Raw genomic sequence first — 15101 nt, 5'->3', positions numbered from 1 at the left:
AAGTTACAGATTATATGGGAGCGCGGTGGGTATCGACAACCCGGGCAAACACCAGCACATCGACCTGCGCGGCTTTGGCGCGCAGCAGCGCCCGCGCGCAGGCATCCACTGTGGCGCCCGAGGTCAGGACGTCGTCGACCAGGACCACGCGGCGACCCTGGATGTCAGCCTTGCGTTCATCGGCGACCCCAAATGCGCCCTGCACATTGCTGGCGCGGTCCTTGCGCGACAGCCCGATCTGCTGCTCGGTGGCGCGGGTGCGCCGCAGCGCCTCGGAGACCATTTTGACGCCGCTCTGGCCGGCGATCACCTTGGCGAGCGCGCCGGACTGGTTGTAGCGCCGGCTCCAGCCGCGCCGCCAATGCAGGGGAACCGGCACCAGCATGTCGGCATCCCCCAGCAATTCCTTCCCCGCCCGCGCCATCCAGCGGCCCATTGTTGGCGCGAGATCAGTGCGATCCTGGTATTTCAACGCGTGCACCAGGGTGCGTGCGACGTCGTCATAGCGCACCGCGGCGCGGGCGCGCTGGTAGGACGGCGGATTGGCGATCGCTTCCATCGACAGCAGCTCGGGACCTGGATCGTAGACGAAGGGAATCCCGAGCCGCGGGCAGAACGGCGGCGCGATGAACGACAATTTGGCCCAGCAGGCGGCGCAGACGCCCTCGCCATGGACCGGTTCTCGGCACGACACGCACAGCGTCGGCAGCGCGATGTCGAGCGCCAGCCGCGCGGTGCGCAGCCACGCCCCGCCGACCGCGCCAAGCGCGCGCTGCAAGTGACCGGTAATGGAGCGTGTCGGTGATGCCTCGGCGTCCATGGCTGATGAGGCTAGCGTTTGAGCCGGGCGGGCTCAAGGCGCATTGCCTGCGGCGGCCGTCCGGCGTAACCAGCGCGGATGGCAACGACCCCGGCCACGGCCCCGATCCTGTTCGATCGCGCATTGCTTGGCGCGCGGCTGGCGCGCGCGCAGGCCGCGGGGGCGGCGACGTTCCTGCTCGAGCGCGCTACCGAAGACATGGCAGACCGGTTGCTGGCGGTGTCGCGCAGCTTTTCTTCCGCGGCCGACGTCTGGACGCCGGGTGAGGGGCTTGCCGACGCCCTGCGTGGGCGAGTCGGATCGGTCGATACGATCGGCTTCGCTGAGACGGAAGCGCTCGGCCTGCCGCCCGAGTCGCTCGACCTCGTGGTCTCCGCGCTGGCGCTCCAGTTCGTCAACGATCTGCCGGGCGTGCTGGCGCAACTTCGCCGGGCGCTGAAGGGCGATGGGCTGTTGCTCGCGGCGATGCTTGGCGGCGATACGCTGACCGAGCTCAGGCAGAGCTTTGCTGCGGCGGAGGCGGAGTGCGAGGGCGGCGTGTCGCCGCGCGTCGCGCCATTCGCCGATCTGCGCGATATCGGCGCGCTGTTGCAGCGGGCCGGCTTCGCGCTGCCGGTGACCGATGTTGATCGCGTCGTGGTGCGCTATTCCAGCGCATTCACGCTGATGCAGGATTTAAGGCGGATGGGCGCGACCAATGTGCTGCGCGAGCGCCGCCACACCCCAACCCGCCGCGCCACCATGCTGCGCATGGCGCAGATTTATGCCGAGCGCTTCGCCGACCCAGACGGCCGCATCCGCGCCACCTTCGATATCGTCTGGCTGTCCGGCTGGGCCCCGCATGAAAGCCAGCCAAAGCCACTGAAGCCGGGCTCGGCGAAGGCGAGTCTGGAGGCTGCGGTGAAGCAGGTGAAGCGCTGAAGCGTGAGGTTAGCGTGACGCCCTGAATCGAGAACCAACCTCAGCGTCGTCCCTGCGAAAGCAGGGACCCATAACCACAAATGCCAATTGTTGGGCGATGCTGGAACGACGAGCCCCTTCAACAAGGTCCGCCGCGGCGTATGGGTCCCTGCTTTCGCAGGGACGACGGGTTGGAGGGAGCCACAGACTCGCATCACAATTTCGGAATAATGGAATTATGCCCCTGAGTTGCCCGACGTGTCAAGTCGCCTGGTCGAACGCCGGCCGGCGCCGCCGGCTACTTTGCATGGGGTTGTTTTCGATATTTTGGGTAGCCGCGCTTCCCGCGCAAGCGGGAGAGGCGAAGAAGATCACAGCAGCAGATCGATCAGGTGCGGCAGCAGTGGAATGTCCGCCGGCGGCATCGGGTAGTCGCGCAGCTTGCTGGCGCGGACCCAGGCGAGGTTCTGGCCCTCGCGCGCCACCGCCATGCCCTCCCAGCGCCGGCAGATGTAGAGCGGCATCAGCAGATGGAAGGTCTCGTAGGCATGGCTGGCGAAGGTCAGCGGCGCGAGGCACGGCTCGCTCACGGTGATGCCGATCTCCTCATGCAGCTCGCGGATCAGGGTCTGTTCCGGCCGCTCGCCGGGCTCGATCTTGCCGCCGGGGAATTCCCACAGTCCCGCCAACGCCTTGCCTTCGGGACGCTGCGCCAGCAGCACGCGCTTGTCGGCATCGACCAGCGCGCAGGCGACCACGAGGGTCAGCTTGATGTCAGCCATGTAGCTGGAATGTCCTTCTCATCTGCAAGCTTTCATTAACCAGCAACGCGCCGTCAGCCAAACGATTTGTGCCCGCGCGCTCTTTCCGCATTCGCGATAAGCCGGCCTTAATGCGCGGTCGGCAGGGTGAGCTCCTGATTTATCAGCCCATCATTTTCTCTGCCGATATAACCCATGCACACCTTGCTCCGGACCGTCAGCCGCTTCCGCCGCGATCGCTCCGGCAACATCGCGATGATGTTCGGCCTGGCCCTGCTGCCGCTCCTGGTCGCGGTCGGATGCGCGGTCGACTATTCCCGCGCCAACCAGATCCGCAGCAAGCTGATATCCGCGGCCGACGCGGCGAGCGTCGGATCGGTCGCCAAGGCATCGCCCGGCTTCGTCGCGGCCGGCGCCATGACCTCCGACGGCGAGATTTCGGCCGGCGAGGCCGACGCGAGGAAGATCTTCAACGGCAACATCTTCAGCCAGAACGGCTTCACGCTGACCAGCGTGACGCCGACCATGACCAAGAGCGGCGGCACCATCACCTCGACGGTTCAATTCACCGCCGATGTCCCGACCATGTTCCTCGGCGTGTTGGGGCGGAGCAAGGTGTCGGTGTCGGGCACCTCGACCTCGACCGCGAATATGCCGCTCTATATCGATTTCTATCTGCTGCTGGACAATTCACCGTCGATGGGGGTCGCGGCGACGCCCGCCGACGTGACCAAGATGGTCAACAACACGCCGGACCAGTGCGCGTTCGCCTGCCACGACTACAACGATGCCAACAACTACTACAATCTCGCCAAGACGCTCGGCGTCACGACGCGCATCGACGTGCTGCGCAGCGCGACCCAGCAGCTGATGGACACGGCCGCGAACACCGCGACCTATTCCAGCCAGTACCGGATGGCGATCTACGATTTCGGCGCGTCGTCAAAGACGATCGGGCTGCGCGCGTTGTTCTCGCTGTCGACCAGCCTGTCGAGTGCCAAGTCCGCGGCCGGCAACATCGACCTGATGGGCGTCTACGGCAACAACGATTCGTATACCGCCGACAAGGACAGCCAGTTCAGCACGGTGCTTCCGGCCATCAGCAATGCGATCAGCGCGCCGGGTCCCGGCACCGCGGCCGCGCCGATGAAATATCTGTTCTTCGTATCCGACGGGGTCGCCGACGAGCCGAATTCAAGCTGCCTCAAGCCGATCACCGGCAGCAGTCGCTGCCAGTCGCCGATCAACCCGGCGCTCTGCGATGCGATCAAGAGGCGCAACATCAAGATCGCGGTGCTCTACACCACCTATCTGCAGCTGCCGACCAACAACTGGTACATGACCTGGATCGATCCGTTCAATCAGGGTCCGTTCGGCCCGTCGCCGAACAGCCAGGTCGCGCAGAACATGCAGGCCTGCGCGTCGCCGGGCTTCTATTTCGAGGTCAGCCCGACCCAGGGCATCGCGGACGCGATGAACGCACTGTTCAAGAAGGCGGTCGCCGACGCGCGGATCTCGAGCTAGCGAAAGCTCACGCTCTCTCACCGTCACCCTGAGGAGGCCGCGAAGCGGCCGTCTCGAAGGGTCGACGGCCCGGCTGGTGGCCGTGCATCCTTCGAGGCGCGCAAGTGCGCGCACCTCAGGATGACGGGACTTACACCGTCATTGCGAGCGAAGCGAAGCAATCCATCTCGCCGCAAATACCGACGGATAGATTGCTTCGTCGCTTCGCTCCTCGCAATGACGGAGGTGGTTGGGAAAGCGGTTACGACCTGTAATCGCCGTTGATCGCGACGTATTCCTTGGTGAGGTCGCAGGTCAGCACGCGGTCCTTCGCCTTGCCGAGGCCGAGCGCGACCTTGATCTGGATCTTCGGCGCCTTCATCGCCTCCGACACCTCTTTTTCATTGTAGGACGGATCGCGCGCGCCGCTCTTGGCGACGCGGATGCCGTTGAAGGAGATCGAGAGCTTGTCGCGGTTGGCGGGCTCGCCGGCCTTGCCGACCGCCATCACCACGCGGCCCCAATTGGCGTCCTCGCCGGCGATCGCGGTCTTCACCAGCGGCGAATTGGCGATCGACATTGCGATCTTGCGCGCCGAAGGCTTTGTCGTCGCGCCCTCGACCACGACCTCGACCAGCTTGCGCGCGCCTTCGCCGTCGCGCGCCACCTGCTCGGACAGATTGGCGAGGATCTGCTGGAACGCCTTGGTGAAGGCCTTCAGGCGCGGGTCGCCGGCGCGCGAGATCTTCGGCGCGCCGTTGGCTGCCGCCGCGCCGGTCGCAAAGGCGAGCAGCGTGTCCGAGGTCGAGGTGTCGCCGTCGATGGTCAGCGCATTGAAGGTGTCCTCGACGCCGGCCCTGAGCAGCGATTGCAGCACGGACGCCGACAGCGGCGCGTCGGTGAAGATGAAGGACAGCATGGTCGCCATGTCGGGCATGATCATGCCGGCGCCCTTGGCCATGCCGTTGATCGTCACCTTGGCCTTGCCGAGCTTCACGGTCGCGGTGGCGACCTTCGGGAAGGTATCGGTGGTCATGATCGCCTTGGCCGCGTCCATCCACAGATCGGGGGTCGCGGTCTCCGCGAGCTGCGCCAGCACGCCGTCGAACTTGGTGGCGTCGAGCGGCTCGCCGATCACGCCGGTGGAGGCAAGGAAGACGTCCGACGTCGAACAGCCGACCGCCTTCGCCGCGATCTGCGCGGTCAGCGCGGTGGACGACTTGCCGGTCTTGCCGGTGAAGGCATTGGCGTTGCCGGAATTCACCACCAGCGCGCGCGCCGCCCCACCCTTCAGCTTGGCGCGGCACCATTCGACCGGCGCCGACGGGCACTTCGACTTGGTGAAGACGCCGGCCACCGTGGTGCCCTTGTCCATCAGCGCGAGCAGCACGTCGGTGCGGCCCTTGTAGCGGATGCCGGCGGCAGCGGTCGCAAGCCGCACACCCGCGATCACGGGCATCTCGGGAACGTCAGGCGGGGCGAGGGGGGAGACGGCGGTGGACATGGGAGGCTTCCGGCTACGGGGAGGGAAGCGCTGCATAACATCTCGCCGGCTGAAGCGGGAGAGGGCTGCGACGCGAACGTGCTGTCATCAATTGTTCAAGAAGCCTGTAGCCCGGATGAAGCGCAGCGTAATCCGGGACCGCTGTCACCGTGGAAGGAGTTGCCCCGGATTTCGCTGCGCTTCATCCGGGCTACGAATGCACCTCAAAACGCAAATGGCCGGGACATGCCCGGCCATCGCAACTGCAACAACGTTCGCGAAGCCTACTTCTTCGCCGGCGCCATCTTGTTGTCGGCGGGCTTCGGCGCGTCCTTGGCGGCATCCGCCGGCGCGGTCGCGTCCTTGGCCGTCTCGGCCGGCTTGTCCAGGCGCTCGACCTTGGCGGCCTCGCGCAGCTTGGCGACATAGTCGGCCTGGGCCTTGCGGGTCACATAGGTCTCGATCTGGGCCTTCACCTGCTCGAAGTCGGGCGCCTTGCGGTTGCGCTTTTCCTCGACCTTGATGATGTGCCAGCCGAACTGCGACTTGACCGGATCGGAGATCTTGCCCGGCTCGAGCGTGAAGGCGACCGCGGAGAATTCCGGCACCATCTGCTCCTTGGTGAAGAAGCCGAGGTCGCCGCCGTCGGAGGCGCCGGGATCCTTGGACTTCTTCTTGGCGAGCTCGGCGAAGTCCGCGCCCTTGTCGAGCTCGGCCTTGATCGCCTTCGCCTCATCCTCGGTCTCGACCAGGATGTGGCGGGCGCGCACCTCCTGCTCGCCGGTGATCTGCTTGGAGGCCTCTTCATAGACCTTCTTCATGGCGTCGTCGGTGGTCGCGGCCTTGCCTTCGCTGGCAAGCAGGCTGTCCATCAACAGGCGGTTGCGGGTGAAGGCGAGCCGTTTCTTGAAGTCGTCGTTGTTCTCGATCTTCTTGTCCTCGGCGGCCTTGGACACGATCTTCATGTCGATCAGGAAGGACAGCACGTTGTCCTTGCGCGTCGAGGGGTCCATCTGCTGCAGGCTCGGGCCGAGTTCCTCCTCGGCGAGCGCCACGTCGCTGGCATGGATCTCGGAACCGTTCACCTTCGCCAGCACCGGGTCGGATTCCGCGGCGCGGACCGGGAGGCCGGCAGCCAGCACTGCGACAAGACAGCCCGTGGCGGCCAGGGTGGCGAGGCCGAGGCGCAGGCCGGTTTTGGTTTCCGGAGGCGAGGTGGTCATGCAAAATCCTTGGTCTAAAGGGGGGAAGCTCGAGCGGGGCGGACACTCGCCCAATCGTGTTACATTGGCAACGCGAAAGTCTTGTCAAAATGATGAATTCCTTGACATCTTGGCGGCGTTGACAACCCCCCGACCGGGCCATATCTCTGGCCGACCGTGTCAGTGGTGAGAGCGCTTATTTTGCTGCGTTTTTCGCCGTTGAACCCAGGATGGCCTGTTTCCCACTCAATTGGCGGAGGAGCTCCGGGTCGGGGCTCGAACCGTAGCGCGTCACGGTGAGTTGATAGGCAATCCGGCGGACCATCTCAGGCTGTATTCCAAGACTGAAATCCAAGACTGAAATTCAAGACTGAAATTCAAAACCGAACCAAGACCGAACTCGAGACCGAAGAACAGGAATTTCGCATGATCGGCGCGCTCGCCCGCAAGTTTTTCGGCTCCGCCAACGACCGTCGGGTCAAGGGGTATCAGTCCCGCGTCAGCGCCATCAACGCCCTGGAGCCCGACCTCGTCAAACTGACGGACGACCAGCTCAAGGCCCGCACCGCCGAGTTCAAGCAGCAGCTCGCCAGCGGCAAGACGCTCGATGACCTCCTGGTTCCGGCCTTCGCCACGGTGCGCGAGGCGGCCAAGCGGACGCTCGGCCAGCGCCATTTCGACGTCCAGCTGATCGGCGGCATGGTGCTGCACGAGGGCGACATCGCCGAGATGAAGACCGGCGAAGGCAAGACGCTGGTTGCGACGCTGGCGGTCTACCTCAACGCGCTCGCCGGCAAGGGCGTCCACGTCGTTACCGTCAACGACTACCTCGCCCGCCGCGACTCCGGCTGGATGGGCCAGATCTATTCGTTCCTGGGGCTGACCACCGGCGTGATCGTGCACGGCCTCGACGACGCCGAGCGCAAGGCCGCCTATGCCTGCGACATCACCTACGGTACCAACAACGAATACGGCTTCGACTATCTGCGCGACAACATGAAGTACCGCCTGGAGGACATGGTCCAGCGCGAGCATTTCTACGCGATCGTCGACGAAGTGGACTCGATCCTGATCGACGAAGCGCGCACGCCGCTGATCATCTCCGGCCCGCTCGACGACCGTTCGGATTTCTACAACACCATCGACACCTTCATGCCGAAGCTCGCCAAGAAGGACGACTTCGAGGTCGACGAGAAGCAGCGCACGGTGACGCTGACCGAAGGCGGCATGGAGAAGCTCGAGAACCTGCTGCGCGATGCCGGCCAGCTCAAGGGCGAGTCGCTGTACGACGTCGAGAACGTCTCCGTCGTGCATCACGTCAACCAGGCGCTGCGCGCGCACACGCTGTTCACGCGCGACAAGGATTACATCGTCCGCGACGACGAGGTCATCATCATCGACGAGTTCACGGGACGCATGATGCAGGGCCGGCGTTATTCGGAAGGCCTGCACCAGGCGCTGGAGGCCAAGGAGCACGTCACGGTCCAGCCCGAAAACCAGACGCTGGCCTCGATCACTTTCCAGAACTATTTCCGGATGTACCAGAAGCTGTCCGGCATGACCGGTACGGCGCTGACCGAAGCCGACGAGCTGTTCGACATCTACAAGCTCGAGGTCGTGGAGATCCCGACCAACCTGCCGGTGGCGCGCCTCGACGAGGACGACGAGGTCTACCGCACCCAGAACGAAAAATACGCCGCGATCCTTGCCGAGATCGAGCGCGCCAACAAGCGGCTGCAGCCGGTGCTGGTCGGCACGGCGTCGATCGAGAAATCGGAAGTGCTGGCCGAGTACCTCAAGAAGCACGGCTACAAGCAGATCGATTTCGGCTCCGAGTCCGGCATGGACAAGCTTTATGCGGCGGCTCGCGCAGGCAAGCCGGCAAAACTGTTCGCGGTGCTGAACGCGCGCTTCCACGAGCAGGAAGCCTATATCGTCGCGGAAGCCGGCGTGCCGGGTGCGATCACGATCGCGACCAACATGGCCGGCCGCGGCACCGACATCAAGCTCGGCGGCTCGCTCGAGATGCGGATCCAGCAGGAGACCGCAGGGATCGCCGACGAAGCCGAGAAGGCGAAGAAGATCGAGCTGATCAAGGCCGACATCGAACGCTTCCGCGAACTGGTGCTGAAGGCGGAAGAGGATTTCGAGGTCGAGCCCGCCAAGGGCAACAAGCCCGCCAAGACGGTGAAGAAGCCGGGCGGCCTCTACATCATCGGCTCCGAGCGCCACGAATCCCGCCGCATCGACAACCAGCTGCGCGGCCGTTCCGGCCGTCAGGGCGACCCCGGCCGCTCGAAATTCTTCCTGTCGCTGGAAGACGATCTGATGCGCATCTTCGGCTCCGACCGGCTCGACAGCATGCTGCAACGGCTCGGCCTGCAGGAAGGCGAAGCCATCATCCATCCCTGGATCAACAAGGCGCTCGAGAAGGCGCAGCAGAAGGTCGAAGCGCGCAACTTCGACATCCGCAAGAACCTCCTGAAGTTCGACAACGTCCAGAACGACCAGCGCAAGGTGATCTTCGACCAGCGCATCGACCTGATGAAGGACGACAGCGTCGTCGAGACCGTGACCGACATGCGCCACGCCTTCGTCGAGGACGTGGTCGCCAAGCACATCCCCGAGCACGCTTATGCCGAGCAGTGGGACACCGCGGGCCTCAAGGAAGAGCTGAAGCGCGTGCTCGATGTCGACCTGCCGGTCGACGAATGGGCCAAGGAAGAGGGCATCGCCGACGAGGAACTGCTCAACCGCATCGAGAATCATGTCGACGAGCGCATGGCGGCGAAGGTCGCGCAGTGGGGCCCCGACGTGATGCGCTACGTCGAGAAGACCATCCTGTTGCAGACGCTCGACCATCTCTGGCGCGAGCACCTGATCATGCTCGACCATCTGCGCCAGGTGATCGGCCTGCGCGGCTACGGCCAGCGCGATCCGTTGCAGGAGTACAAGACCGAGGCCTTCAATCTCTTCCAGGAGATGAGCGCGCATCTGCGCGAGGCCGTCACCGCGCAGCTGATGCGGGTCGAGATCGTGCCGCCGGATGAGCCTGCGATGCCGCTGCCGCCGATGGAAGCGCACAAGCTCGATCCCCACACCGGCGAGGACGAATTCGCGCAGGCTCGCCTGACCGAAGCCACCTACGCCCAGGCCTCGCTGGCGCCGGGGATGCCGGCCGCCGACCGCAATCCGAATGACCCGGCGAGCTGGGGCAAGGTCGGTCGCAACGAGGACTGCCCCTGCGGGTCAGGCAAGAAGTACAAGCACTGCCACGGCCGGTACGCGTAAGCCGCCGCAAGCCCTGACGCGGCGGGCGATGCGCCCGCCGTCGAGGCTGCATCGCCGTCAGCCGGCGAAGGCCTTGTCGAGATCGGCGATGATGATCTTCTGCATCTTCAGCATCGCCTGCATTGCGCGATCGGCCGCCTTGCGGTCGGGATCGCCGAGATAGCGGCTCAGCGCCGTCGGGATCACCTGCCAGGACAGGCCGAAGCGGTCCTTGAGCCAGCCGCAGCGCGATTCCTGGCCGCCGTCGGTGAGCTTCTCCCAGAAGTAATCCACCTGTTCCTGGGTCTCGACACTGAGGAAGAACGACACCGCCTCGTTGAACTTGTGCTGCGGGCCGCCATTGAGCGCGTAGAACCGCTGCCCCTCGAGCTCGAAGCTCGCCATGAAGTCGCTGACGGTCTCGATCTCGGCGTTCGGAAACACCGATTTGTAGAAGGCGACGGCGTCGCGAACGTTGTTGTCGAGCCAGAGGAACGGCGTGATCGAAGTCATGACGGAGGAATCCTTGTGATCGATGAGGAGGATGAGCCGGAACCGCGCTCAGCATTAGCGCGTTCGGAGGACGCGCCCGCGACCGGCACTCCGACATCTTGACCGGACTTTTTGTGGAGCCTCCCGGCAAGCTGTCTGTCGGCGAGGCGGTATTTTCGCGATTCTGGGTTCCGTGGTAACCCTGCGCTAAGCCCGCCGCCGGTCCGGCCACTACCCAAAGTCGGTGTTGGCTCGTCCAATCAATCACTTGTTAGTGCTCTGTGCGTCAATATTGCCGGGCGCGTCGGGTGAGCCGCCAACGCGCATCAAAGCGTCTCTTTGATCAAGGCTCGATCAGGAGGCGGCGCCTTGCAGACCGCGACGACTATGCCCGGCCGCTACTATCCGGCGATCTTCGTACTGGCGTCGGCCACGCTAGCCTATCAGATCCTCATCACCCGCTTCTTCAGCGTGATGGTGCATTACCACTTCGCTTTCGGGGCCATCGCGCTTGCGATGTTCGGGCTGACGCGCGGTGCAATGAAGGTTTATGAGGATTCCGCCCGCTATACGCCGGAGCGCGTGGCGCCGGAATTTGCCCGTCACGCCGCGCGGTTCGCGATCAGCGGCGTCGTCGTCATGTGCGCCTTTCTGTATGCGCCGCTGGTCGTGCCCGACGCATACGCCATGTCTGCGCTCGCCGTGGTGGCGCTGGCTTTCACCATTCCGTTTGCCGAGGGCGGCATCTGCATCACGCTTCTCCTGACCCGGCTGCCCAATGTCGGGGGCTGGCTCTACGCTGCCGATCTGGTCGGCGCCGCGGTCGGATGCCTCGGCATCATCTTCGTGCTGTTGGTGATCGATCCGGTCAGTGCAACGCTGTGGATCGGCGCCTGCGCCGCGGCCGTCGGTTGGTTCGTGGTCCGTCACGGCGAAGGCCGAAGCGATGTGCGCCTGAGCCGCAACAGCGCGCTTGGTCTTGCCGCGCTCGCCGCCGTTCACACCGCGCTTGCTGTAACCGGCAGCAGCCATCTTGGCGTGATCTGGGCCAAGGGCACCCAGCAGACCGGAACCTTGTTCGAGCGCTGGAACACCTATTCGCGCATCCGCGTGACCGATCTCGGGCTCACCATTCCGTTCGGCTGGTCCTTCTCGCGCACCCCGGATACCAGGATCGAGCAGCTCTATCTCGACATCGATGCCGACGCGGCGACGCCGATCACCCGCTTCTCCGGCGATCTGACCAAGGTTTCCTATCTCAAGGACGACGTCATCAACGCGCCCTATCTGGTGCAGCAACGGCCGGGCGACGTGGCCGTGGTCGGCGTCGGCGGCGGCCGCGACATCCTCTCCGGCCTCTATTTCGGCGCGCAGCGAATTCACGGCATCGAAATCAATCCCGCGATCTTCGAAGTGCTGACCGACAAGTTCGCCGATTATTCGGGCCATCTCCATCGCCAGCCCGGCGTGTCGCTGGTCAATGCCGAAGCGCGCAGTTACATCAACCACTCGCCCGATCGCTACGACCTGATCCAGATCTCGCTGATCGACACCTGGGCGGCCACCGCAGCCGGCGGGCTGACGCTGACCGAGAACCGGCTCTACACCGTGGAGGCGTGGGATGATTTCTTCCGCGCGCTGAAGTCGGGCGGCATGCTGTCGGTGTCGCGCTGGTACGAACCAACGGTCTATCGCGGCGAGTTCTATCGCCTGATTGCGATCGCGGCCGAGGCGCTGCAGCATCAGGGCGTGCCGATGACCGAACTGTCGCAGCATGTGATTGCGGCGAATGTCGGCAGCATCGTCACGGTCATGACCCGGCCCGAGGCGTTCACGGCGGCGCAATGGCGGGGCGCACGCGACCGGCTGGAAGCACAGGGATTCAAGCTGCTGCTCGGGCCTGACATCGCATACGACAATGTCACCTCGGCTCTTCTATCGGGCAAGGCCGACCAGAGCTTCCTTGATTCACTGCCGGTAAACATCGCGGCCTCGACCGACGACAAGCCATTCTTCTTCTATACCGCGCGACTTGCCGATCTGTTCCTCAAGAACGGCTTCGAGGCGCAGAACAACGCAGCGCTCGGCATCATCAAATGGGTGCTCGTCTTCCAGCTCGGCATCTGCATCTTCTACATCGGCATTCCCTTCGCGCGCCTGATGCGGCGGATGCCGGTGGCCACGCTGGTGCCGCCGGTGGCCTATTTCGCCGCGATCGGCATGGGCTTCATGCTGATCGAGATTTCGCAGATGCAACGGCTGATGGTGTTCCTCGGCCACCCGGTCTACGGGCTCAGCGTCGTGCTGTTCACGATCCTGCTGTTCGGCGGTATCGGCAGCGCCACTGTGGGTGCTGCGCCTTCGCGGCCGGCCATGTTGATCGCTCGCCTGGTGGCGCTGGGCGCAACGCTGGTGGCCGCAGGCCTGCTGACGCCGGCCGTCACCGCCTGGGCGCGCTCCGCGCCCACCGACATCCGCATCCTGGCGTCGGTCGCGCTGCTGGCCCCGCCGGCTTTCTGCATGGGCATGATGTTCCCGCTGGGCCTCGGCATCTGGCGGCGGCATGACGGGCTGCTGCCGTTCTTCTGGAGCACCAACGGCATCACCTCGATGCTTGCGTCCGTGCTTGGCATGGCGCTGTCGATCCAGTTCGGCATCACCACGACATTCGCACTCGGCGTCTGCTGCTATGTGGTGTGCGCGATCATGATCGTCGCCAACCGGCTGGCCCAACCGGTCGCTGATACCGCCCTCAAGCCGGTGCGGCCGGCCGGCCTGGTGGCGCAGGACGAGGTGGCGTCGTAGCGGAGGCTGTTGCCTCAGTTCGCGCTGCCGATCAGGCTTTCCAGCAGCCGCTTCAGCTCGGTGGTCGACTTGTCGCCATAGCTCTCGACGATGTGCTCTTCCTGGCTGACTGCGAGCGAGTTCAGCCGGCGGCACAGCGCCTTGCCGCGGTCGGAGACGAACATCAGCACCTTGCGGCGATCCTTCGGATCCTGCACGCGATAGACCAGCGCGTCCGACACCATGCGGTCGATCATCTTGGTCAGCGTCGGATGGTTGAGCAGCACCGCGTCGGCAAGCTCGCCCATCGAGTGGCCGTTGCCGTCGGACAGCACTTTGAGGATGCGCCACTGCTCGACCGGCACGCCTTCCTTGGCCAGCCGCGTCTCCAACTGCCGGTTGATCTCCCGGTTGGCTTGCGCGAGCAGGTAGGTGAGGTGTTCGGTGATCGGGGAATTTTCTTTCGGCGGTTTAGCCACGGCGTGAGACCTGGTTCCTGACCCGGTGAATGAATGTCCGGCAACTCATGCCATTTCTATATGCACTTCAATTGTTGAATATTCAATATTTTCCCCTAGGATATTCCCCCAACCAAGGGGCGGATGCCGCGACCGCCCGCTGGCTGCGTTGCGTACTGCTTCCCAGACAGGAGTTGGCGTGCTCTCGACGGTCTCCTTCCAGGCGTATGGCGGCATGCCCGTCGCGCCGCCGCACCTGTTTCGAAATCCGTCGTCCTGCGCGGCCGATCTCGCTTTGACCGTCAAGCCGGGCTCCTCGCGCCGTGGCGGCACCGACAGCAAGCTTAGGATTGGCAATTTCATCACCTTCTCCGGCGCGCCCGGAATCTGGGGGCCGATCTCGGCCAACAGCGTCATGCTGGCTGTCGCCGAGATCAACCGGCGCGGCGGCATCCGCGGCCGCGAGGTCGAATTGTCGATGTACGACGCCGGCGGGCCGATCGAGGAGGTGGTGCGGCGCGCCGAGCGGGCGATCGCCTTCGACGAGATCGACGTGATCATGGGCTCGCATATCTCGGCGGTCCGTCTCGCGCTGCGCAAGGTCACGGCCGGCCGCATCCCCTATGTCTATACGCCGGTCTATGAGGGCGGCGAGCGGACGCCCGGCGTGATGGCGATCGGCGAGACGCCGCGCGCCGAAAGCCGCCCGGCGATCCACTGGCTCACCGAGGTCAAGAAGGCGCAGCGCTGGTATCTGATCGGCAGCGACTATGTCTGGCCCTGGCAGTCGCATCGCGCGGTGAAGCGTTACATCAAGGAGGCCGGCGGCCAGGTGGTCGGCGAGGAATTCGTCCCGCTCGGCGAGGACGATCACGAGCCGCATCTGGCGCGGATTCGCGCAGCCCGGCCCGATGTCGTGCTGATCACCCTGATCGGGACCGACAGCATCACCTTCAACCGCGCCTTCGCCGACGCAGGACTCGCAGCCACCACGCTGCGCTATGCCGGCGCGATGGACGAGACCGTGTTGCTCGGCATCGGGCCGGACGCGACCGAGAACCTGTTCTGCGCCTCCGGCTATTTCGGCTGCGTCGATTCGCGCGCCAATGACGAGTTCCAGATCAGCTACCGCGCGATGTTCGGGGCGCACGCGCCGCCGATCGGCTCGGTCGGACAGTCCAACTACGAGGGGATGCGCTTTCTCGAAGCGGCGGCCAACCGGGCCCGCTCGCTGTCAACGGGCCCTTTATCCGCTGCGGCGCGCAACCTCGTTTACAGCGGCGCCCGCGGCACCGTGACCATTCGCGACGGCCGTGCCGAAATGCCGATCTATCTTGCCGAGGCCGACGGTCTCGACTTCAATGTGATCAAGACGATCTAGCGTGGCACCGTCGCCCGTGAGGGCGATGCCGTGAGCGGCGTGCGGGT

The 15101-nt window shown here is 64.8% G+C and carries 11 protein-coding genes; 5 read left to right on the top strand and 6 right to left on the bottom strand.

The annotated features are described in order from the left end of the window. Window positions 1-10: 10 nt before the first annotated feature. Window positions 11-820, bottom strand: a complete 810-nt coding sequence (locus tag AAFG07_RS40665; RefSeq protein WP_342725162.1) for a ComF family protein — start codon at window positions 818-820, stop codon at window positions 11-13. A 78-nt stretch (window positions 821-898) separates the two neighbouring features. On the opposite strand from AAFG07_RS40665, the gene AAFG07_RS40660 reads away from it, so the two are divergent. After that, window positions 899-1741 (top strand): methyltransferase domain-containing protein, encoded by an 843-nt coding sequence (locus tag AAFG07_RS40660; protein WP_342725161.1) that lies wholly within the window; start codon window positions 899-901, stop codon window positions 1739-1741. 350 nt (window positions 1742-2091) lie between these two features. Here the strand turns inward: AAFG07_RS40660 and AAFG07_RS40655 are convergent, their stop codons facing one another. Continuing rightward, window positions 2092-2502: a (deoxy)nucleoside triphosphate pyrophosphohydrolase gene (locus AAFG07_RS40655; RefSeq protein WP_176528513.1), complete on the bottom strand. Its 411-nt coding sequence runs from the start codon at window positions 2500-2502 to the stop codon at window positions 2092-2094. A 174-nt stretch (window positions 2503-2676) separates the two neighbouring features. On the opposite strand from AAFG07_RS40655, the gene AAFG07_RS40650 reads away from it, so the two are divergent. Beyond that, the gene (locus AAFG07_RS40650) at window positions 2677-4005 is read left to right on the top strand and encodes a pilus assembly protein TadG-related protein (protein WP_342725160.1); all 1329 of its coding nucleotides are present in this window, start codon (window positions 2677-2679) and stop codon (window positions 4003-4005) included. 241 nt (window positions 4006-4246) lie between these two features. Here AAFG07_RS40650 and argJ read toward each other — a convergent pair whose 3' ends face one another. After that, entirely contained in the window at window positions 4247-5488 is a 1242-nt protein-coding gene (gene argJ, locus AAFG07_RS40645; protein ID WP_342725159.1) for a bifunctional glutamate N-acetyltransferase/amino-acid acetyltransferase ArgJ, read from the bottom strand. A gap of 263 nt (window positions 5489-5751) precedes the next feature. Beyond that, window positions 5752-6690, bottom strand: a complete 939-nt coding sequence (locus AAFG07_RS40640) for a peptidylprolyl isomerase (protein WP_212311945.1) — start codon at window positions 6688-6690, stop codon at window positions 5752-5754. 405 nt (window positions 6691-7095) lie between these two features. Here AAFG07_RS40640 and secA point away from each other — a divergent pair, with 405 nt between their 5' ends. Further along, the gene (gene secA / locus AAFG07_RS40635) at window positions 7096-9960 is read left to right on the top strand and encodes a preprotein translocase subunit SecA (RefSeq protein ID WP_342725158.1); all 2865 of its coding nucleotides are present in this window, start codon (window positions 7096-7098) and stop codon (window positions 9958-9960) included. 57 nt (window positions 9961-10017) lie between these two features. Here secA and AAFG07_RS40630 read toward each other — a convergent pair whose 3' ends face one another. Further along, entirely contained in the window at window positions 10018-10452 is a 435-nt protein-coding gene (locus tag AAFG07_RS40630; protein WP_173640120.1) for a VOC family protein, read from the bottom strand. Window positions 10453-10800: 348 nt separating this feature from the next. Here AAFG07_RS40630 and AAFG07_RS40625 point away from each other — a divergent pair, with 348 nt between their 5' ends. Next, on the top strand, window positions 10801-13236 hold the full coding sequence (locus tag AAFG07_RS40625; protein ID WP_342725157.1) for a hypothetical protein: 2436 nt from the start codon (window positions 10801-10803) through the stop codon (window positions 13234-13236). A gap of 14 nt (window positions 13237-13250) precedes the next feature. Here AAFG07_RS40625 and AAFG07_RS40620 read toward each other — a convergent pair whose 3' ends face one another. After that, on the bottom strand, window positions 13251-13694 hold the full coding sequence (locus AAFG07_RS40620; protein WP_038387042.1) for a MarR family transcriptional regulator: 444 nt from the start codon (window positions 13692-13694) through the stop codon (window positions 13251-13253). 178 nt (window positions 13695-13872) lie between these two features. Between AAFG07_RS40620 and AAFG07_RS40615 the strand changes: the two genes are divergently transcribed. Beyond that, window positions 13873-15054: a substrate-binding domain-containing protein gene (locus AAFG07_RS40615; RefSeq protein WP_342725156.1), complete on the top strand. Its 1182-nt coding sequence runs from the start codon at window positions 13873-13875 to the stop codon at window positions 15052-15054. Window positions 15055-15101: the final 47 nt, after the last annotated feature.

It is taken from the genome of Bradyrhizobium sp. B097 (assembly GCF_038957035.1).
Lineage (GTDB): Bacteria > Pseudomonadota > Alphaproteobacteria > Rhizobiales > Xanthobacteraceae > Bradyrhizobium.
This window is presented reverse-complemented; position numbering and strand designations above follow the sequence as displayed.